The 22,357-nt window shown below is 39.9% G+C and carries 16 protein-coding genes; 9 read left to right on the plus strand and 7 right to left on the minus strand.

The window, feature by feature from the left end:
• Window positions 1-316: 316 nt before the first annotated feature.
• From NDN13_RS19160 to groL, 5 genes are all read left to right on the plus strand, one after another.
• Window positions 317-1,255 carry a diacylglycerol/lipid kinase family protein gene (locus NDN13_RS19160; protein ID WP_251116578.1) on the plus strand — a complete coding sequence of 313 codons (939 nt, stop codon included), beginning with the start codon at window positions 317-319 and terminating at the stop codon, window positions 1,253-1,255.
• A complete protein-coding gene (locus NDN13_RS19165; RefSeq protein ID WP_251116579.1) occupies window positions 1,236-1,994 on the plus strand; it encodes a metallophosphoesterase family protein in 759 nt (252 codons plus the stop codon). Before NDN13_RS19160 ends, NDN13_RS19165 begins: the two co-directional genes overlap by 20 nt.
• A 363-nt stretch (window positions 1,995-2,357) precedes the next feature.
• Complete coding sequence (locus NDN13_RS19170; protein WP_251116580.1) at window positions 2,358-8,345, plus strand: Ig-like domain-containing protein; 5,988 nt, start codon at window positions 2,358-2,360, stop codon at window positions 8,343-8,345.
• Window positions 8,346-8,581: 236 nt separating this feature from the next.
• Window positions 8,582-8,872 carry a co-chaperone GroES gene (locus NDN13_RS19175; protein WP_004652030.1) on the plus strand — a complete coding sequence of 97 codons (291 nt, stop codon included), beginning with the start codon at window positions 8,582-8,584 and terminating at the stop codon, window positions 8,870-8,872.
• Between the two features lie 58 nt (window positions 8,873-8,930).
• Window positions 8,931-10,565, plus strand: coding sequence for a chaperonin GroEL (gene groL / locus NDN13_RS19180; RefSeq protein ID WP_005243511.1), 1,635 nt, complete (start codon window positions 8,931-8,933; stop codon window positions 10,563-10,565).
• Window positions 10,566-10,636: 71 nt separating this feature from the next.
• Here the strand turns inward: groL and NDN13_RS19185 are convergent, their stop codons facing one another.
• The gene (locus NDN13_RS19185; RefSeq protein ID WP_251118270.1) at window positions 10,637-11,011 is read right to left on the minus strand and encodes a diacylglycerol kinase; all 375 of its coding nucleotides are present in this window, start codon (window positions 11,009-11,011) and stop codon (window positions 10,637-10,639) included.
• 190 nt (window positions 11,012-11,201) lie between these two features.
• Here NDN13_RS19185 and NDN13_RS19190 point away from each other — a divergent pair, with 190 nt between their 5' ends.
• Together NDN13_RS19190 and epmA are read left to right on the plus strand one after the other, a co-directional pair.
• Entirely contained in the window at window positions 11,202-12,269 is a 1,068-nt protein-coding gene (locus tag NDN13_RS19190; protein WP_251116581.1) for a 4-phosphoerythronate dehydrogenase, read from the plus strand.
• Window positions 12,266-13,249: an EF-P lysine aminoacylase EpmA gene (gene epmA, locus NDN13_RS19195; protein ID WP_251116582.1), complete on the plus strand. Its 984-nt coding sequence runs from the start codon at window positions 12,266-12,268 to the stop codon at window positions 13,247-13,249. The genes NDN13_RS19190 and epmA overlap by 4 nt, the downstream gene beginning before the upstream one ends.
• 18 nt (window positions 13,250-13,267) lie before the next feature.
• On the opposite strand, the gene NDN13_RS19200 is transcribed toward epmA, so the two are convergent.
• From NDN13_RS19200 to NDN13_RS19220, 5 genes are all read right to left on the minus strand, one after another.
• Window positions 13,268-14,395 carry a helix-turn-helix transcriptional regulator gene (locus NDN13_RS19200; RefSeq protein ID WP_251116583.1) on the minus strand — a complete coding sequence of 376 codons (1,128 nt, stop codon included), beginning with the start codon at window positions 14,393-14,395 and terminating at the stop codon, window positions 13,268-13,270.
• Between the two features lie 195 nt (window positions 14,396-14,590).
• A complete protein-coding gene (locus NDN13_RS19205; protein WP_251116584.1) occupies window positions 14,591-14,752 on the minus strand; it encodes a hypothetical protein in 162 nt (53 codons plus the stop codon).
• A 95-nt stretch (window positions 14,753-14,847) separates the two neighbouring features.
• On the minus strand, window positions 14,848-15,852 hold the full coding sequence (locus tag NDN13_RS19210; protein ID WP_251116585.1) for a formylglycine-generating enzyme family protein: 1,005 nt from the start codon (window positions 15,850-15,852) through the stop codon (window positions 14,848-14,850).
• The gene (locus tag NDN13_RS19215) at window positions 15,849-17,531 is read right to left on the minus strand and encodes an arylsulfatase (protein ID WP_251116586.1); all 1,683 of its coding nucleotides are present in this window, start codon (window positions 17,529-17,531) and stop codon (window positions 15,849-15,851) included. The genes NDN13_RS19210 and NDN13_RS19215 overlap by 4 nt, the downstream gene beginning before the upstream one ends.
• A 133-nt stretch (window positions 17,532-17,664) precedes the next feature.
• A complete protein-coding gene (locus NDN13_RS19220) occupies window positions 17,665-18,282 on the minus strand; it encodes a rhomboid family intramembrane serine protease (protein ID WP_251116587.1) in 618 nt (205 codons plus the stop codon).
• A gap of 153 nt (window positions 18,283-18,435) precedes the next feature.
• On the opposite strand from NDN13_RS19220, the gene nfuA reads away from it, so the two are divergent.
• Window positions 18,436-19,074, plus strand: a complete 639-nt coding sequence (nfuA, locus tag NDN13_RS19225; protein WP_004652044.1) for a Fe-S biogenesis protein NfuA — start codon at window positions 18,436-18,438, stop codon at window positions 19,072-19,074.
• Window positions 19,075-19,299: 225 nt separating this feature from the next.
• On the plus strand, window positions 19,300-21,309 hold the full coding sequence (locus NDN13_RS19230) for a ligand-gated channel protein (protein WP_251116588.1): 2,010 nt from the start codon (window positions 19,300-19,302) through the stop codon (window positions 21,307-21,309).
• Window positions 21,310-21,343: 34 nt separating this feature from the next.
• Here the strand turns inward: NDN13_RS19230 and NDN13_RS19235 are convergent, their stop codons facing one another.
• On the minus strand, window positions 21,344-22,348 hold the full coding sequence (locus NDN13_RS19235) for a hypothetical protein (RefSeq protein ID WP_251116589.1): 1,005 nt from the start codon (window positions 22,346-22,348) through the stop codon (window positions 21,344-21,346).
• Window positions 22,349-22,357: the final 9 nt, after the last annotated feature.

Genomic DNA, 22,357 nt, shown 5'->3' on the forward strand with positions numbered 1-22,357 from the left:
CTGTATTAAAGCATAAAATCATAAAAAATATAAGACTAAAGAATAGGTAGGTGTGGAAGGAGGGAAATGTTGATTTGTGATTATAATATTGTTTTTTAATAATTTTATTATTCTATGTTTTATTATTTTGTTTTTTTATATGTAATATTTTTTTTATAAATTTCTTTGTTAATCAATATTTTAATTTATTTTTAATTTTTTGAGAATTGTTATTGATTATATGAATAATGTTCATTCAAAATTTACATAAACTTGCTTTTATTTGTTGATTTTGTAAACAAAAATAGGCTTATCAAAAGTCTTAAGATTGATGCGAATGAGTCGAAATTTACAGCCTTTATCTATTATTTATAATCAAAAATCAGGTTTCCATGCTACGCAGCAAGATGATGAATATGAGCGCCTTATGACATATTGGACACAATATGGGTTTGAAATTCAGGTTTTTGAATTAAATCAGCAGGTTAATTTTGATGACATGATGAGAACTGTTTTGGCTAGGCATCAACAGACTGAATTACGTGGCGTTGTGGTTGCGGCTGGGGGAGATGGAACTTTAAATGCGGTTGCAAAACAGTTAATCCATACGGATATTCCGATGGGGATCATACCGCTGGGTACGTTTAATTATGTTGCACGGGCGTTGAATATCCCGATTGATGTGGCTCAAGCGGCAGAAGTGATTGCAACGGGCAGGGTACAAGCAGTGCACGTTGCTGCAATCAATGATCAAATTTATCTCAATAATGCGAGTTTAGGGCTGTACCCTTTATTTATAAAAAAGCGTGAATTATACAATCAACGACTTGGACGTTTTCCGCTAAATGCCTATACATCGGGTTTAGATGTATTACTGCGTGAACATAAATCCTTAAAACTTGCGGTGACCATTGATGAACAGCGCTATCCTGTTGCAACACCGTTAGTTTTTTTTGGTAATAATCAACTGCAACTGAGTGATATGAAATTAAGAATTGCAGAATGTGCTGCTAATGGAAAGTTAGCAGGGGTTGTTGTTGCTAAAAGTGATCGTTTTAGCTTAATGAAAATGTTATGGAAATTGGTTCAGGGCAAAATTGATCAAGCTTCGGATGTGTATTCATTTTGTGCCGAACATATACTGGTCAATTGTAAAAAGCCAAAATTAACGGTGGCAATAGATGGAGAGCTTATGGAGATGGACACCCCATTAAAATTTTCAGTGAAAAAATCCGCGTTAAAAGTGATGGTTCCGAATGTTATTACACCTGTCTGATCTACATTTTGGAACGGAACGTGAAGGTTGCATTCAAGCAATCAAACAATTTTGCCAACAACATCGTCCTGAAGCCATTGTAGTCAGTGGCGATCTCACACAGCGTGCGCGTTTTAAGCAGTTTTATGCATGTCGCCAATTTCTAGATGCTCTCAACCTTCCTTATATTGTTGTTCCGGGTAATCATGATATTCCGCTGTATCATGTCTGGAATCGCTTCTTTTCTCCCTTTGTCCGTTATCAGGCTTTTTTTGGCCGCTTAGAAACAACCTTAGAAACAGAGCATTTTTATATAGTCGGGATGAACAGTATTCGGCGGCGCTATCATACGCGGGGACATATTTCACTGGATCAAATTCATGAAACCTATGAAAAGTTAAATCATGCGCCTGCGAATAAAATAAAACTGGTGGTTTTCCATCAGCCTTTTTATACCTTCCCAAATGAGCATGGTGATAAAGATTGTCCTGTGCTTGGAAAAATTGCTTTAGAACGCTGGGGAGAGACAGGGCTATTTGGTTTATTGCACGGACATTTACATAAAGTTGCTGTGCATGATTTAAATCAAATTTTTCAGTTGGGATTTGATCATCCAATTTTAGATATCCATGCAGGCACAGCGACTTCAAACCGATTACGCTTTGGATTAACCAATAGTTTTAATGTAATTTCGGATAATGGCAAGATTGAGCATTATTGGTTTGATGAGAGCTTGGGTAACTTTCACACATTGAAATAAACCAGTTATAAAGATTCTTGTGTGCTTAAGTAGATGATGGTTATAGGTTATATAAATTTAGCTTTACTTGTTTTGTTCGGCGATAATTGAAATGTGATTAATGGCTAAAATTTTGATTAATATTTTATTAATCAATGATTTGGTTTTGATTTTAAAATAAAAAATACATTTTATAATTGAGCTTATTCTTTCTTAAAAAATATAAATTACTTTGAAAACTGCTGAGTTTTTCTTTCTAAATTTTAGTTTGTAATATGTTGTAACTGCCTAAGTTTTGCTAAGATTTGCTTTTTAATAATATATGCAAATCGCAAATAAAATATTGAACATTTTTGCGATTTCAGTAGGCAGTTAGGGGTCAAAATGAAACGTGTATTTTTACTGAATAAAAATAATCATAAAACAGCCGCCACATCTGAGATCGGAATAGCAGGACAAACAAAACCAATCCTTTTAAATCAAGCTTTGCTTGCAAAATCTGGGGTTAACGTTGATCAAATCGCTTCAATTACACGTATTGGTAATGATGCAATTGTGCATCTAGTTGATGGTACAAAAGTTATTCTAGAAGGATTCTTTGTACAGGATATTTTGCAGCTTCCGTTACAGGATGGAGAAAGTTTATGGGCTGCAATTGTCGACACTAAAGTTGAAGAGCAACCGATTTCCGATTATTTAGTCTTAGATGGTGTTCCGCCCGATGTTTTGGCTTCAGACAGCTCAGTTGTTCGTCCCGTATCTGAGATCCCGAATGCGATTGCAACTGATCGTTCAGTTGAGACTAGCCATGCAATTGCAACGACAGCTTCTAGCACAGTAGGGAGCATCCCGACTTGGGCATGGATTACTGGAAGTTTGGCAGGTGTCGGTGCAATCGCTGCTGCCAGTGGTGGCGGTAATGGCAGTAAAAAAAATGATCCAGCCCCTGATACCACAGCACCTGTTTCACCTCAAGGTAACTTCACTGAGCAACGGGATGGAAAAACCATAACTGGCCAAGCTGAAATTGGCAGTACGGTTATTGTGAAAGATGTAACTGGTAAAGCGTTGGCGGAAACGATAGTGGGAGCTGATGGTAAATTTAGTCTGACTTTGGTCCATGCTTTGACCAATGGTGAACAGCTTTATGTGACTGCTAAAGATCAAGTTGGTAATGAAAGTGCAGCTAGTCTGATCACGGCCCCTGACACCACATCACCTGTTATACCTCAAGCTAGTTTTACTGAACAACATGATGGAAAAACCATAACGGGGCAGGCTGAAATCGGTAGTGTTGTTATTGTAAAAGACATAACTGGTAAAGAATTGGCGAAAATAATAGTGGGAGCTGATGGTAAATTTAGTCTGACTTTAGTTCATGCTTTGACCAATGGTGAACAGCTTTATGTGACAGCTAAAGATCAAGCTGGCAATGAAAGTACAGCTAGTCTAATCACGGCACCTGATACTACAGCACCTATTGCTGGACATTTGGCTTTTACTCATTTTGCTGATAGTGGCTATTCGGATAAGGATTATATTACGCAGAGTAATACCTTTGATCTGCGCTTGACAGGGCAGGAACAAGGGACAGTAGTTAGCTACCACGTGTCTAAAAATGGCGGTGAGTGGACTGAGACTGTTGTCGCACAAAAAGATTTGTCAGATGGGGTTTATCAATTTAAAGCCATTGTGAAGGATCAGGCGGGGAATAGCAGTGAAGTGTTGTCTCAGCTTGTGACTGTTGATACAACGCCACCGCAGACTGGTGTTTTATCATTTACTGATTTTACCGATACAGGTGTTTCAGCAACGGGTTACATCACCAATGATCAGACCTTTAATTTGAGCCTTAAAGGGCTGGAACAAGGAACGGTAGTTACTTATCAAGTGTCTAAAAATGGCGGTGAGTGGACTAAGACCGTTGTCGCACAAAAAGATTTGTCAGATGGGGTTTATCAATTTAAAGCCATTGTGATGGATCAGGCGGGGAATAGCAGTGAAGTGTTGTCTCAGCTTGTGACTGTTGATAGAACGCCACCGCAGGCAGGTGTTTTATCATTTACTGATTTTACCGATACAGGTGTTTCAGCAACGGATTACATCACCAATGATCAGACCTTTAATTTGAGTCTTAAAGGGCAGGAACAAGGAATTGTAGTTACCTATCAAGTGTCTAAAAATGGCGGTGAGTGGGCTGAGACAGTTGCAGCACAAAAAGATTTGGTGGATGGAGTTTATCAATTTAAAGCCATTGTGATGGATCAGGCGGGGAATACTAGTGAGGTATTGTCTCCTACCTTGACGGTAGATACGATCGCACCAGCCGCAGGCACTTTAAAAATTGTTAATTTAAATGACACCGGTAATTCACCTTTTGATCAAATTACCCAAGATAATAGCTTTGTTTTACAGGCATTAGATCCAATTGTAATTAATAAGGAAGCTACGTTTAATAATCGCTATGAAGTTTCTACTGATGGTGGAGAAACATGGAAAGAAACGACTGCCAAGCAAGTCAATTTAGCTGATGGTACTTATTTATTTAAGGTTGTTGGAACAGACATTGCGGGGAATATTGTAGAAACTGCAATCGAAAAAGTTGTCGTGGATACAGTAGCTCCAGAAGTTGCGACTACGCTTAAGCTTATAGAGGGAAGATCAGGTTCAATCTTGACGGGTAGTGCAGAACCTGATGCCACGATTCAGGTATATGATCAAAATAATAATTTAGTTTATCCATGGAACACTACGGTTAATTCTGATGGCACATTTGCTGTAGATTTTAGTCAATATTATTTAAAAGAACAGACCTTAACCATCACCGTCACTGACCGTGCAGGTAATGTCAGTGAAAAAGTAATCGTTGTCGCACCAATAGATAATATTAAGCCTGAACCTATTCAGTCGATTGAGTTCAATGAGGATGGTCTTCGCTTTACGGCAATAGCCGAAGCCAATAGCACGGTTAAAATTTATGATGTAAATCATAACGAAATTGGTCGTGGTTATGCTGATAGTGAAGGTAAAGTTTCAGGTCAATTAAGTGATGTTTATCTAAAGGGGCAACAATTAAGTTTTATTGTTTTTGATCGGGCAGACAACCAGAGTGAAGCTGTTACTGCTTATGCACTAAATGATAATACGCCACCAGAGGCGGCGACAAATCTTATTCTAGTTGAAAGTCATAATGGATCGATTTTAACGGGTATTGCAGAAGCAAACACCATGATCTTGGTCTATGATGAAAATAATCAGTTAGTTTATTCATGGAATAATACGGTTAATGCGGATGGAACATTTGCTGTCTATCTAAATCAATATTATTTAAAAGGCCAAATATTAACTGTAACTGTGATTGACCGTGCAGGAAATGTCAGTGAAAAAACCAGCATTGTTGCACCTATAGATGATATTAATCCTGACCCCATTCAATCAGTTGAGTTTGATCAAGATGGACGTCGTTTTACAGCAATAGCAGAAGCCAATAGTACAATTAAAATTTATGATGCAAACCACAATGAAGTTGGACGCGGTTCTGCGGGGAGTGATGGTAAAGTTTCAGGTTGGTTTGATAATGTCTATTTAAAAGGACAACAATTAAGTTTTATTGTTTTTGATCGAGCTGGAAATCAAAGTGAAGCCCTTTCACTTGAAGCCATAAAAGACTCAACTCCACCAGATGTGGCTAAGAATCTTAAATTAACGGAGGGCAGCGATAGCTCTATTTTAACGGGTATCGCTGAACCTAATAGCATCATTCAAGTTTATGATCAGAATAATAATCTAGTCAGTAGATGGAGCAGTACGGCATATACTGATGGCACATTTACTGTTTATTTGAATCAATTTTATTTAAACGCGCAGACGTTAACGGTCACAGTCACTGATCGTGCAGGCAATGTGAGTGAAAAAGTAACGATTGTTGCGCCATTGGATGAAGTTGCACCTCTCGCTGCTGAAAATATCACTATAAATGAAGCAGGATGGATTTCTGGTCTGGCTGAATCAAATGCAAGAGTTGATATTATTGATCAATATGGAAATTTGATCACAACGACTGTGGCCTACAATGGCTCTTTTTCTCACTGGATCAACTATAGTCAATATCAAACACAAACCTTAAGCTTTATGGTGAGAGATTCTGCAGGGAATCGCAGTGATGTTGTACAAAAAGTTTTGCCTGTATTGCTCAATACCCCGCAAGCTGTGACAGATTTATTGCTTGATACAGAAGGACATAATTTATCTGGTCAGGCAGTTGCTGGTTTGCAGATTATTGTCAGTAATGCGATGGGGGAGCGTGTTGATAGTAATTGGTGGAATTTAGTTGTTAATGAAGATGGTACGTTTAATATACAGCTTAATAACTACTATTTACAGGGACAGACATTATATGTCCGAGCCTTAGACCCAACGAACAGTCTATATGGTCCAATCACTGAAGTTATTGCACCTTTGGATAATATTGAGCCACTGCTCAGTGAGGTGGTTATTACTGAAAATGGTGATGGAATTAGTGGACAATCTGAACCAAAAGCTACAATTAAAGTCATTGATGCTGATGGTGATGTTCGTGCAGAGTTCAACACAGATGAAACGGGGCATTTCAATTTAAGTATTTATCCACCAGTTTTACGCGGTGAGCAGTTATTTATTACTGCAACGGATTTAGCAAAAAATGTCAGCACGCCAGTTCACATTATTTTTAATGCCGATAGTAATGCGCCCAGCCCAGCTGAAAATATCGTTATGTCTGACAATGGTTTCTTTATATCAGGAGATGCAGTACCCGATAGCTACTTAAAAGTTGTAAATGCTCAAGGTTTTCTTGTTGGTGATATCGTTGTCGATAAATGGGGACATTTTAATATTGAATTAAATCGTTCTCAAGCGACGGGTGAGGTACTACGGGTTGTTGTAGAACAAAATGGCTATCAAAGTAACTATACCGAAGTTATTACGCCAGTCGATACTGTCGCACCAGCTGCGGCAACGCAATTTGCAGTCAATCAATCTGGTTATCTCATCGGTCATGCAGAACCTAAGGCCTTAGTTGAAATAACTTATAATTTTGACGGTCAGCCGTCTTATACCAATACAGTTATTGTGAAAAAGGAGGGAATATTTGAAGTCTATATGAATAATAAAGCAACCTCATTGGCTGTGACTGTAATTGATAGTGCGGGAAACCAAAGTGCTACGGTAATAATTAAACCAACAGAGATTCCCCAGATTAAGGTAGATCAATTTAGAGGAGATCAGACTGATAATATTTATCAAGTAGATCATGGTTCTGATTTTATCCAAGAATATCGTATTGAGCATTATGAAAATTATAAAGAAGTGTGGGTAGATGATAGCCATTATGTATCTCAGTGGTTTGATGGATATTATGAAAAGCAATGGATAGAAGGCCATTATGAACCAGTTTTAATAGAAGGCCATTATGAGGAAATTTGGTTTGACAATGGGGAATGGCGCTACCGTGATTACTATAGTGATCAGGACGGTAAGCGTTACTATACTGATGATGGTTCATATGATGCTTATGTAAATCAGTATTTTGACTCCGAATTAGGATTATGGCAGGACGGTTATGCCCTTAATGGACCTGAGGTTGAGCAAGAATGGGTTAGTAATCTGTATTCTGAACAAATTTGGGTTGGTGATTCTTATAAAGATCAGTGGGTTGATGGTTATTATGAAAGTGTTTGGGTTGAGGGACATGAGGAATATACGTGGGTTGAAAGTGGCTATTGGGAAAATCAACTGATCGAATCTGGTTACCGAGATGTAGACTTTGGTGGGCATGATAAAGTTTTGAGTTCTGTAAGTTATAGTCTGATGGGGAGTTATGACTGGGTAAATGATCCAGAAAGTATAGAAAGACATTTAGAAAGTGGGCGTTATATTGAAGATCTTGAGCTAGTTGGTAGTGCAAATATCAATGCCACAGGTAATGGATTGGATAATGTGATTACAGGGAACGCTGGGAACAATATTTTGGATGGTCGTGGTGGTCACGATACCTATATTGGAGGTGCAGGTTCGGATACTGTGATTTATAACATATTGAATTATAGTGATGGACTTGTTGATCGCTGGCAAGATTTTCATGTCGGTAATGTCTGGACAGATTTGCAAGCAGATAAGATTGATCTCAGTCAATTATTGACGGATTACACTGGGGATGGTTCGACTGCATCTCTGGAAAAATTCATTCATGTCAAGCAAGAGGGTGAGAATACCATCGTGAGTATAGATCGAGATGGTGAAGCCTCTGCTGAGAGCGGTGTTCAGTTAGTAGTACTCAACAATGTCAACACAACATTGAGTGAATTATTGGGTAACCACCAAATTATTATTTAAACATCTTTTTATGAAAATCTAAGAGCTGTAAATGACAGCTCTTTTTCTTGGCTGTAGACAATTTGTTCAATCAAAATCAGTTTGAAGAAAAAATACTAAAAAAGTCGAGTTTTTTTTAATTCGCCCCTTGAAGCTATTTTTTTTAACCCCACAAAAGTGGCATATCAAAATTTTATGTATTGCCATGAATTGGCGATACGAATTAATCAAAAAGACTAAGTCTGATGGAGTTAACTATGAGCAACATTCGTCCATTACATGATCGTGTTGTGATTCGTCGCGTAGAAGAAGAAACTAAAACGGCTGGTGGTATTTTACTTCCAGGTTCTGCTGCTGAAAAACCATCTCAAGGTGAAGTAATTGCAGTAGGTAATGGTCAAATCACTGACAATGGCGTTCGCGCTTTAGACGTTAAAGTTGGCGATAAAGTATTGTTCGGTACTTATGCAGGTACAACAGTAAAAGTAAGCGGTGAAGAGCTCTTGATCATGAAAGAGTCAGACATCTTAGCGGTACTTGAAGGCTAATCGGCACATAACTCACAAATTATCAGATACAGTAATTTAAAAAGATTCGGAGTTTCACATGTCAGCTAAAGACGTAAAATTTGGTGATTCAGCTCGCTCAAAAATGATTGCAGGCGTAAACGTACTTGCAGATGCAGTAAAAGTAACTTTAGGTCCTAAAGGCCGTAACGTTGTGATTGACCGTTCTTTCGGTGCGCCGCATATCACTAAAGATGGTGTAACAGTTGCGAAAGAAATTTCTTTAAAAGACAAGTTTGAAAACATGGGTGCTCAACTTGTTCGCGAAGTTTCTTCTAAAACCAATGACATCGCGGGTGACGGTACCACAACTGCAACTGTACTTGCTCAAGCAATCTTAAATGAAGGGATCAAATCTGTAACTGCAGGTATGAACCCAATGGATTTAAAACGTGGTATCGACATCGCAGTAAAAACAGTTGTTGAAAATATCCGTGCCAATGCAAAACCTGCTGATGACTTCAAAGCAATTGAACAAGTCGGTTCAATCTCTGCGAACTCAGACACAACTGTAGGTAAGTTGATTGCGCAAGCAATGGAAAAAGTAGGTAAAGAAGGTGTTATCACTGTAGAAGAAGGTTCTGGTTTCGAAGACGCGTTAGACGTTGTAGAAGGGATGCAATTCGACCGTGGTTATATCTCTCCATACTTCGCGAACAAACAAGATACTTTGACTGCTGAACTTGAAAATCCATTCATTCTTCTTGTTGATAAAAAAATCAGCAATATTCGTGAATTGATTACTGTATTAGAAGCAGTTGCTAAAACAGGTAAGCCACTTCTTATCATCGCTGAAGATGTTGAAGGTGAAGCGCTTGCAACACTTGTTGTGAACAACATGCGCGGTATTATCAAAGTATGTGCGGTTAAAGCACCTGGTTTTGGTGACCGTCGTAAAGCAATGCTTCAAGATATCGCGATCTTGACTGGTGCGACTGTGATTTCTGAAGAAGTAGGTATGTCTTTAGAGCAAGCTTCTCTTCAAGACTTAGGTACTGCTCATAAGATCACTGTATCTAAAGAGAACACTGTGATTGTTGATGGTGCAGGTAATGCAGCACAAATCGCGGAACGTGTTCAACAGATTCGTGCGCAAATCGAAGAGTCAACCTCTGAATACGACAAAGAAAAACTTCAAGAACGCGTTGCTAAATTAGCAGGCGGTGTTGCAGTCATCAAAATTGGTGCAGCAACTGAAGTTGAAATGAAAGAGAAGAAAGACCGTGTTGACGACGCACTTCACGCAACTCGCGCAGCAGTTGAAGAAGGTGTTGTTGCAGGTGGTGGTGTTGCACTGGTACGTGCGGTAAACGTGTTAGACAACTTAAAAGGTGCTAACGAAGACCAAACTGCGGGTATCAACATTTTACGCCGTGCGATTGAAGCGCCACTTCGTCAAATCGTTTCGAATGCAGGCGATGAGCCTTCTGTTGTGATCAATGCAGTTAAAGCGGGTGAAGGTAACTTTGGTTACAACGCTGCAACTGGCGAATATGGCGATATGTTAGAGATGGGTATTCTTGACCCAGCTAAAGTAACGCGTTCTGCACTTGAACACGCAGCATCTGTTGCTGGTTTGATGTTGACCACAGAATGTATGATTACTGATATCCCAGAAGATAAACCTGCTGCTCCAGATATGGGCGGTATGGGTGGTATGGGCGGAATGATGTAATACATCTCTGTCTAGATCAAAAAAATCCCTGCCTATGCAGGGATTTTTTTTATGTGCCAAATATTGAATGCTTATTTAAATAAAATAATCGTCCAAGTAAAAAAGATAATCGCCAAGGAAACAAATTGCGCAGCACTGCCCATATCTTTTGCATTCTTAGATAGCGGATTCTTTTCTAACGAAACGCGGTCCACTACAGCTTCGATGGCCGAATTAAATAGCTCTACAATAATCGCCAACAAACAGACCGCTACCATCAGGGCTTGTTCAACAGCTGAGACATGAATGAAAAAACTCAGTGGAATGAGAATAATATTCAGCAATAGAACTTGTCGGAAGGCGGCTTCATAACGGAACGCTGCTTTAAAGCCAGCAACTGAATAGCCTGTTGCATTTAAAATCCGTTTAATACCATTTTTGCCTTTATAGGGAGAGTATTGCGTCATTACGATAGAGGAATGAGAGAAAGCCTTAGTATAAGAGCAAAGATGTTGCAGTAAATTGGCAATATGTCGCATGCGTGTACCATGAGCCACAGTTTTCTGCCATAAATCTCTACAAAGCTTGCATTTATAAATTGTCAATTTGTGCTGTGCTAAGGATAATAAGCACAGAATTATTGAAGGACATTTCTGCATGAAAATTATCGCAGATGAAAATTTGGCATTTACCGATTATTTCTTTGCGGAATTTGCGGAAATACAACATCGAGCAGGGCGTACCCTGACCCATGCGGATGTACAGGATGCGGATGCACTTTTAGTTCGTTCAGTGACCAAAGTGAACCATGCCTTAATTGATCAGAGTAAAATTAAGTTTGTAGGCAGTGCCACAATTGGTACAGATCACCTTGATATTCAAGCCTTAGAACAACAACATATTGCGTGGAGTAATGCCGCGGGTTGTAATGCACAAGCTGTTGCAGAATATGTGATTACCGCATTACTACATTTAGATATTAATCTCTTGGAAAAAAATAAAGCCTTCACTTTAGCCATTGTTGGTTTGGGCAATGTCGGTAGCCGCCTTGCTGTGATGGCTCAACTTCTCGGCTGGAATGTGATTGGTTATGATCCTTATGTGCAATTAGGCGGTATTGAAAATGTCTCTTTTGACGAGCTGTTAAAACGTGCCGATGCCATTTCAATCCATGTGCCTTTAACCTTATCAGGTGATTTCCCGACACAGCATTTATTTGATGCGGCTGCTTTGGCTGCAATGAAACCCTCTGCTATTTTAATCAATAGTGCACGTGGGCCTGTGATTGAACAGGCTGCATTAATGGCAGATATTATCGCGACGCAGCGTCAAGTTGTACTGGATGTATTTGAGTTTGAACCTGAGATTCCTGAGCAATTACTGGATGTATTGGCATTAGCAACACCACATATTGCAGGCTATAGTCTGGAAGGTAAGGCCAGAGGAACACAGATGATCTATCAAGCTTTCTGCGATAAATTTTCTTATCAAGCCTCGAAGCGTTTTGAGAGTCAATTGCCTCAGGTAGAACAATATTTCGGACAGCAGGATTTAAAAGCTGCGCTTCAACAACATCTGATTCAGATTTATGATATTGCTGCCGATGATCAGCAACTCCGTGCTTGTGTACAGGCGGGCAAGGTTGAGCAAACAGCATTTGATCTGCTCCGAAAAAATTATCCCTTACGCCGTGAGTGGGCTGCTCACGGTGGACCAAAAGCATGAGTCAAGCAATGAAAACTTACCAACCGACCTGTTCAATTGATGCCTTAAAAGCGCGTGCAGAGATGTACAGCAAGATTCGTCAGTTCTTTGTTCAGCGGCAAATACTTGAGGTTGAAACCCCGATTTTGTCTCAGGCAGGCGTGACAGATGTACATTTGGCTTCTGTTCAAGTACAGCGTCATATTCACGGTAAATTAAATACTCAGTATTTACAGACCTCGCCTGAATTTCCAATGAAACGTTTATTGGCCAGTGGCAGTGGTCCGATTTATCAAATCTGTAAAGTGTTCCGTGATGATGAGCATGGGCGTAAGCACAACAGTGAATTTACGATGCTGGAATGGTATCGACCGGGATTAGACTTAAAGGGCTTGATGCATGAAACTGCGGAGCTGTTAGAAACCTGTTTGGCACATCGTTTTGGTGATATTCGTCCTATTGTTCTCAGTTATAAGCATGCTTTTCAGGATCGTTTGGAGATTAATCCTTTGCAAGCCAGCTTGAAACAACTCAAAGATACAGCCAATCGTGTTGGGCTTAATCTTGATTTGGGTGATGATCGTCTAGCTTATATGGACCTGTTATTCTCGCACTTTGTCGAACCTAGTCTGGGCTTCGATGCACCTGTATTTTTGACCGATTTTCCACCTGAAATGGCATCACTGGCAAAAGTGAAACAGGATGAAGATGGTGAATCCGTTGCAGCTCGTTTTGAGGTGTATATCGAAGGTTTAGAGCTGGCCAATGCCTATGATGAGTTATTAGATGCTGAGGTTTTAGCATCACGTTTTGAGGCGGATAATGCGGAACGTGCGAAGCAGGACTTAGCCGTGATTCCAACGGATCAGTACTTATTGGCAGCTTTACCAAATATGCCTGAATGTTCGGGTATTGCCTTGGGGATTGACCGCTTACTCATGGTTGCGATGAATCAAGTCAAAATTGATCAAGTGATTGCATTCCCAGCAGAGATTGCCTAGGGTTTTTATTTTCAATCCTTATAGAAGTTGCATTAATAGCTGCATCAACTCACTTTGGCGATGTGTTCGGGTTTTTTTAAAAATTGATTGCAGATGCTTCTTCACCGTATCCGCTTGAATTTCATGTGAAAGGGCAATTTCTTTGGTGGTTTTACCTTCTAGAAGTTGCTCACATATTTTATGTTCAACAGGCGTAAACATAAACAGCTGGGTACAGATGTCTTTTTGATATTTTGGCTTCTGTTTTAATCCAGAGAAGGTTGCAAGTAAGACTGGACGAAGGCCAAAAATCTTATGCGTTTTTTCTGGGCTGAGTAAATCTAGCGTTAAGAATAAGTGTTGATCCAGCAGCATGATTTTAGACCGTTTATGATTCGTCTGCTCTGGATTGTTTTTATAATGACGCTCCAATTCAATTAGGTTTTGATCAAACTGAATTTGCCTGTTTTCACTGAAAATAAAGCGACGTTGTTGGATTTGGATGTGTGGATTCTGTTTCAGTAACTGCTCAGCTTCAGCATTAATTTCTAAGATATCTCCATTGAGATTAATAATGGCAATGGGCTGGTTCATTTTTTGGATTAACTGTGACCCCAGTAAGGTCATAGTAGAGTATTCAAAATGATGGCGATATTGTTGAATTTTTTGTTGTACGATCGGCAAAATTTCATAAATCGGCTGAAGTTCAGTACAGCTTAATGCACCACGCTCAGGGCTGGTGAGAAAAGCGAGTAATACACAGACTTTATGATCATAAATGATTTGGATGGCTGAACAGAAACGTAGATCTAATGGTTGTAAAACACGTTGGTAAACTTGAGTCTGGGTGATTTCATGCTCTTGAAAGTGTTGAATGCAATGCATCCATCCCGTCATTGGCCCCAAAAGCATTTTCTTTAAACGTGGGTCGTCATCAATATCTAAACGAATTTGAGTGAGTGCCGCTTGTTCAAGTTGATGTGCATCAAAATTGACGCCGTGGTGCACACTAAATGAAAGTGCTTGGACTTCGAGATCAACGGCTAAAAGTTGTGAGGCTTGAACATTGAAATAATGATTCAATTGTTCCAAGAAAATAATCCAATCATCAGCATGCTGAACTTTATTCAAGATGTCCATGACAGGGCGATGCTGGGTTAAATTCATCTAAAAACCCCATTAAAAGAATAGAATAAATTTCCATATAGTTTATATGGATTTTAACTAAATGAAATTATTAAATTAAAAAAATGTGATTTGTTAGGCAATGATCTGACGAAATTGGTGTTTTTTGTTAAATCATTTTAAGGAGAATAAGTATGAATATGCCTAAACTGGATAGTAGTTTAGGCATATTGGAGTTTAACAACGTCCTTTCTTGGCTTGTCCTGGTGGGCAAAAATCACCGCGACCATCATGATGGTTGTCTGGATCAACAACCACACTACCATGCGGGGTATGTACGGCACAGGCTGATAAGCCGAATGTAAGTAACGTGCTGAAGCAGAGCAGTATTATTTTCATCCTTGCATCCTATTGTTATGGCTTTCCCTTCTACTGTAAATCGATCAGTCGGTTTCAGCTAGCAGAATGATGCAGGTTTTTAACAGAGATTTGTATCATTCGGCTGTACGTAAAACAGTTCTAAATCCGACATGCGTAGCCGCCAAATCAAATTCTTGTGGATAGCGACTGCTGTTGCGATAACGGGCGCAAAAGTTGGAGGCACATAAAAAAGAGCCACCTTTCAGCACGTATTGTGTTGCGGTGCTGTTTTGTTGACGCAGTTCTGCATAATTGCCCATGTGCTGATCATGTGCGCCGTGATAAACAGATGAGGTCCATTCCCAGACATTGCCAATCATATCGAACAGCTTAAAGGCATTAGCAGGGTAACAGCCGACGGGTGCGACACTTTGAAAATGATCTTCAGCCGTATTATTGAAAGGAAATTCACCTTGCCAATAATTGGCTTGCGGATGTTGATGGGCATCCTGTGGTGCTTGGTGTAAAGGGGTGTCGGTTTTCGAACCAGCCTTGGCAGCGTATTCCCATTCTTGCTCTGTAGGTAAATCCCGACCCAACCAAACGGCATAATGCTCTGCATCATTTTGAGTGACATAGCGAACAGGTTCAGAAGGTAATGGAGGTTGACCCTGAACACCATTCGGCGTTTTCCATGTGTAATCTGCTTTCAGCTGCCACCATTGTTTTGGATTATTTGTATCTGGCGAAAATACCGCAGCCTGTTTCTGTTTTTCAGCATCAGTGATATAGCCTGTAGCTTTGATGAAACTGGAGAATTGAGCAACGGTCACTTCGGTTTGATCAATCCAAAAACCTGCTACTTGGCGTTGTGCTTGGCCAAAATTCAATTCATCAGGGTAGGCTAAGTTTGAACCCAGTTGAAATGAACCTTTGGGAATCTGCACCATGCCCGCGGTTTTACTGTTTTGCCATGCCTCAGGTAAGCCCGAATACTGTTGGCATTGAGACAACGAGCCTAGCTGTACTACTGAGCTACTTTGCATAGCTGCATGACTTGTAGGATCAGGCTTCGCTTTGCTACAGCCTGTCACGAGGGACAGGCTGCTGATTGAAACTAAAAAGCAAATCCACTTCATTTACGGAAATATTCCTGAACGCCATTTTGTTGAGTGTATTTGTTATAGATATCAACAAGTTCTTGTAGCTTAGCAGGCTGATCTTGAGCAAGATTCTGAGTTTCACCACGATCATTCTTAAGGTTATACAATTCCCAAGTACCTGTGCCAAGTTCTGACTTGCCTTGTAATGCAATTTTCCAGTCGCCTTGACATGCATATTTACTGCCATGCAGTTCATCGGCAAAACTGAAATTGGCAGGGCGAATGGCTTGCGCTTTATTATCGAGTACAGGTTTCCACGAATAGCCGCTTGGGGTATTGATTTGACGGCCTTTGTATTGACCTTGTGGGACGGCAATATTGGCATAGTCGAGGACAGTTGGGAACACATCCAAGACTGAGGCAAAGCCATGATGCGTGGCTTGGGCTTTGCTTTGATAAGGGAGCTTCACAATTGCAGGTGCTGTGGTTGCGCCTTCACCTGCAGTGTCTTTCCAGAGATGGAAGGGTGCAGCGCTGACTTCAGCCCAACGTGGCCCAACATAGTGGTAAGAGCTTGATGTCCCCACGTTATTAATGCTGTTATCAAAACCTGACTCAGCCCCATAATTGCCACGAATAAAACCTTCTGCACCGTTATCGGAAACAAAGAAAATTAAAGTGTTGTCATATAAGTTATTACGTTTTAGATACTGAATCACTCGACCAATATTGGCATCCAGATTTTCCACCATACCGGCGTAGATTTCCATTCTGCGTGCTTCAAGCGCTTTTTGTTCGGTTGAAAGCTCATTCCACTTAGCATATTTTTGTGGTGCATTTGGTGTTTCGATTGGTTCTGCCGCTTTAAAATTTGCTGGAATTAGTCCGAGTTGTTTTTGGCGGGCTATGCGTGCATCGCGAATCACATCATAGCCAGCATCATAAACACCACGATAACGATCGCGATATTCAGCAGGTGCTTGTAAAGGCCAATGCGGTGCAGTGTAAGCCGCATAGGCAAAGAACGGTTTACCTGAGTTTTTACCTGATTCTAGATAGCTGATCAGTTTGTCGGTGAAGTAGTTGGTAGAGAAGAAATCATCAGGTAAGGATGAAATCGGCACTTGTTTGCCATCTTCTGTATACGTTGCATTACGCTTATAGGCACTTGGTGCTTGTTTAAAATGTAAGTCTAAGCCTTGCAATAGCGTAAATGAATGATCAAAACCTTTGGCATGGGCGTTGGTTGCATCGGTTAAACCCAAGTGCCATTTGCCACTGATATAAGTTCGATAACCATTGTCTTTCAGGACTTCGGCAATCGAGAGTGAGCGTTCGTTTAAATAACCCTCATAACCCGGTTGACCTTTTAGATGCTCAGGTGTGAGCTCAGCCATTGCACCAATCCCTGCTAAATGGTGATCAGTCCCCGAAATCAATTGTGAGCGTGTTGGAGAGCAGGTTGGAGCGGTATGATAATCCGTTAAAATACGACCTGCTCGGGTCAGTTCATCGATATTCGGGGTATGAATTTCCCCACCAAAAGCGCCTAAGTCGGAATAGCCTAAGTCATCTGCCATGATGAATAAAATATTGGGTTGTTTCTTGGTTTCAACCACGGTATTGGAGTCATTAGAATCATTATTGCTGCATGCTGAAATCGAAAGGCTAAATAATGCAATTGAAAGTGTGCTCAGAAGGCTGTTACGAGACATGAGAATCGACTTAATTTTATCAAAGAATTAGGGCGAGTTTAGAGAGATGATTTTTATGATAAAAATAATTAAAATTTGATTGTTAATCTAAAAAAAAGAAAAGCCCCAATACAGGGCTTATTTCTAAGATAATTTAAAATGGGATTTTGGTGAGTTGATTCAAGAAATGAGGAATAACCCTTGGCTCCAAGATGATGGTCACCACCACACCATAAGCAGCCCCCCAGAGATGCGCACTGTGGTTGATATTGCTATTGCCGCGTTTACCTGACCAGATGCTATAAGCTACATATAAAATCGCAAAAATAATTGCAGGAACAGGAATGAAGAACACAAAGATCAAGTTCCAAGGTTGGAACAGGATATAGGCAAACAGGACTGCTGAAACTGCACCAGAAGCACCTAAGCTCGCCCATTGTGCATCATGGCGATGTTTTAGATAGCTCGGTAAAATCGCGACAATCAATCCGCCCAAATAGAACAAAACAAAGCCCATGTCATAGAAAAACTGACGATAGAAGCTTTCAATAATATTGCCGAAGAAAAACAGCGTAATCATATTGAACAAGAGGTGCGTACCATCGGCATGAATAAAGCCATGCGTGATAAAACGATCATATTGTCCACGCTGCATTGCGGGAGGCCAGAAAATTAAACGGTTCATCACCGCCTGATTGGAGAAGGCCAATAAGGAAATTGCAACGGTAATAATGATCAGAGTCACAGTGTGACCAAAGGGTAGATGTAACATATAGGTTTTAAATTGATCAGTGTCTAAGCAATAATGCCATTAAAAACTTAATAAACAATGATCTTGCATAGAATTCCTACAAAAATGGTTGATTTTTTTTAATTACCCTCCATCTTCGGTTAATATAACGACATCAGCTTGAGGATTATTGTTATGTCGACTGAGAACACCAACACTGCTGTCGCAGAAGAAATTCCAAACCTTTTAATTACTCCCTCTGCACAAGAGTATTTAGGTGATTTATTAGCAAAGCAGAATACCCCAGGAATTGGCGTTCGTGTTTTTGTAGAGCATCCTGGTACTCCACGTGCTGAATGTTGTATGGCATATAGTGCACCTGAAGAAGTGGTGCCAACAGACTATAAACAGGATTATCCTAATTTTCCTGCTTATGTTGATGCGCCATCAATTCCGTATTTGGTTGATGCAGTGATTGACTACAACAAAGATCGTTTTGGTGGTCAATTAACCTTCCGTGCACCAAACTCGAAAGTGCCACGTGTTGGTCCAGACGCTTCAATTGAAGAGCGTATTACCTATGTACTGCAATCTGAAATTAATCCAGGTCTGGAAGGACATGGCGGTAATTGTAGTTTAGTCGAAGTGAATAATGATCCAGAACATGGTCTGACTGCTGTATTGAAATTCGGTGGTGGTTGCCAAGGTTGTTCTGCGATTGATGTTACCTTGAAGCAAGGTGTGGAAACCACTTTAAGACAGCATGTGCCAGAGTTGCAGCGTGTAGTGGACCAAACCGATCATACACAAGCAGAAGGCGCTTATTTCAAATAATTGCTAGAAAATGAACGTAATAAAAAAAGTCCTTTTGAGGGCTTTTTTTATTACCTAATCAAAACTGAGATGATTTTTCTTTATTCTATAAAGAGATGTATACAAAACAAAATGAATTTATAAATAATAATAATTATCATTTTTATTGAGTTTTATTTGTTTTTTGTTAGAATTCTCATGAATTTTTAAGCAAATCTTAAGATTTTTTCTGAATTAGGTGGGAATATGTCCAATACAATAGTATGTCAATCACTACTCACAATTTCTGTGTTGAGCGGTATGATGACAGTTGCACATGCAGCAGAAACTCAAACTAATAAAGATGCAGTGCAATTAGACAAGATTGTTGTCACAGCAAGTGGCTTTGAACAAGATATTAAAAAAGCGGCAGCCTCGATTTCGGTACTGACACATGAACAAATTAATAAAAAAGCGTATCGTGATGTGACGGATGCACTTAAAGATGTCCCAGGGGTTGTTGTAACGGGTGGTGGGAGCTCAAGTGATATCAGTATTCGTGGTATGGGGAGTGCCTATACTGTGATTATGGTCGATGGGAAAAAAGTAAATACCCGCTCTGTACGACCAAATAGTGATAATTCGGGGATTGAACAGGGCTGGTTGCCAAATATTGGTGCGATCGAACGTATTGAAGTCATCCGTGGTCCAATGTCTGGTTTATATGGTTCAGATGCAATGGGTGGTGTAATTAATATCATTACCAAAAAGAATAGCAATGAATGGACTGGATCAATCAAGCTTGATACCACATTGCAGGAAAATTCTGACTCAGGTAATCAATACCAAACCAATGCCTATATTGCAGGCCCTTTGATCGCAAATCTATTATCTTTTAAAGCCAATGGCCTGTATTCGCAGCGTGATGAAGATGAAATTTATGGTGGTTATAGCAAGCAAAAAATTCGTGCGGGTGGGGCTGCATTTAGCCTAACACCGAACGATGATCACACCATTGATTTGGAGTATCAACGTTCAATTCAAAATCGAGATGCAACGGTTGGAAAGAGTATTTCTCCAGTACAGACAGGGCGGAACCGACCTACTAATTCGCTTACAGATTATTATCGTACCGAATATAGCTTAACCCATCGTGGCCAGATCGGTGTAGTAGAAACACACTCATATATTCAACGTGAGGAAAATGAAAATCCATCACGCAATATGGAAGCAATCAATACTACATTTAACACTCTTAATAAAATTAATTTTGATCGCCATAGTCTTAGTTTTGGTGGTATGTATTTAAAAGAAGAATTAGATGATAAAGGCAATCAGCTAAGTGTGGGTGGAGCGAAGCCAGTCTCGAACCTTGATCGTTATAGTTGGGCCTTGTTTGCTGAAAATGCTTGGAACATTGTGGATGATTTCACCCTAACTACATCTCTTCGTTTAGATAAAGATGAAAAGTTTGGTGATCACTGGAGTCCAAAAGTCTATGGCGTTTGGGGTTTAAATGATAATTGGGTGATTAAAGGTGGGGTTTCTACAGGTTATAAAACACCAGCACTTCGTGCCACAGTTGCAGAGTGGGGTCAAGCAACGGGTGGTGGTCAGAGTAAAGGCGTGATTGTAGGGAATCCTGATCTAAAACCAGAGAAAAGTGTCAACTATGAAGTTTCTTTCAACTGGGATAACTTAGATAATTTGACAGCAGGATTGACGCTGTTTAATAGTGAGTTTAAAGACAAGATCACTGAGGTTAGAACCTGTCAGGGAGCATCTGGATCACTGAGTTGTGATTGGTTAGGCGAGAAGTTCGACTTTGTTAGCTTACGTGAGAACGTTGATAAGGCTAGTATGCGTGGTGCAGAAGCAACCTTTGGTTGGAAAGTCCTCCCTAATGTGAATTTGAGTGCAAATTATACTTTCACTGACACTGAACAAAAGAGTGGCGTGAATAAAGGCAAGCCTTTAAATGAAATGCCAAAGCATATGTTTAATACCACTGCAGACTGGGAAATTAATGATCAGTTCTCAAGCTGGGGACGTATTAACTATCGTAGTAAAACCTCAGATTACTTGAGCCGTACTGCAATGGCGAAAGGTAAACCTGCGTATACTATGGTGGATGTTGGGGTCAATTATAAGCCTACACAAAATATCGCAGTGGCTGCGGGGATCTATAACTTGTTTGATAAAGAGATTGATACAGCAGCCTATAATTATGTATTAGATGGTCGCCGTTACAATCTTGGCGTGACTTATAGCTTTTAAATAACAATAAGGAAAGGATAGGGCAGCAAATGCCTTATCCTTGTTTATTTAAGATTTGATTTACGGTTTCAGAATCATAAAACTTCTCTAAATACACGCGGGCACGCTGCCTCAAATAACCAGTTGTAATCACTTGCTGTAAAACAGGACTGAGCAAATGGTTAAGCTCATTTTCAATCAAGGCTTCATCAATATTCAGGTCACGCAGTAAAAGATCAAAAGTGCGCTCCTGATTACGTGCATACCATGCATAGACGCCGTCATGTACTTGCTGTTTTAGGTAAGGGGTTTGACGGATATGCTCCCAAATTTCATGTCCCATACCCACTGTCTTAGGTAAATCTTGTACCTCGACATAATTACGCAAGACCGATAAAGGCATGACTTTAATTTTATGCCAGAGGTTGGCCTGAAAATGGTAAAGCTTGTCATCGTTAAAGTGTTGATTTAACACTTTTTCACTCATTTGACTGATTTTTAAAATGTTCTTTTGTAAGTAGTGGTTAATGGTGTCATTCAGATTGGAATCGGTCACTGTTTCTAAAACAGATTTTCCCATTTTCATAAAATGTCCAACCCCAGGAACACGTTTTGACATGGAATTATCCAGATAATCTTGGATTGAGTGTTGAATCAGTTGGGTAATCAATGCAGAAAAAGCAGGGTTGTTCACCACTGTTTTAATCAAACGCTGCCGATGACCACTTTTGCTTGCTACATATTGTGCAATTGAGTCGATGGTCAGGACAGGAATGACCTGTTCAATCGTGGTTTGTTCATTGATCGGATGAATCAAGGCAAAACGAATATGTTCAGCAATTTGTTCGATTAAAAATGGACTGGCAGGCGTAGCCAAAATCTGCTTTTCAATCAGCTCAAAGATTTGTTCAAACGACCAAAGATGCTGTAACTGTTGTAAGCGTAACCAATGATAGAACTGTTTAAACTCGTGTTGAATAGTTTCTGCCTGTGCAAACTCCTGCTCTAGAAAATCAAGTTGTGCATCAATCAGTTGTTCTATCATGGGTTGTTTCGACATAAAATCTCA

The sequence above is a fragment of the Acinetobacter sp. C32I genome (genome assembly GCF_023702715.1).
In the GTDB taxonomy this organism is placed as follows: domain Bacteria; phylum Pseudomonadota; class Gammaproteobacteria; order Pseudomonadales; family Moraxellaceae; genus Acinetobacter.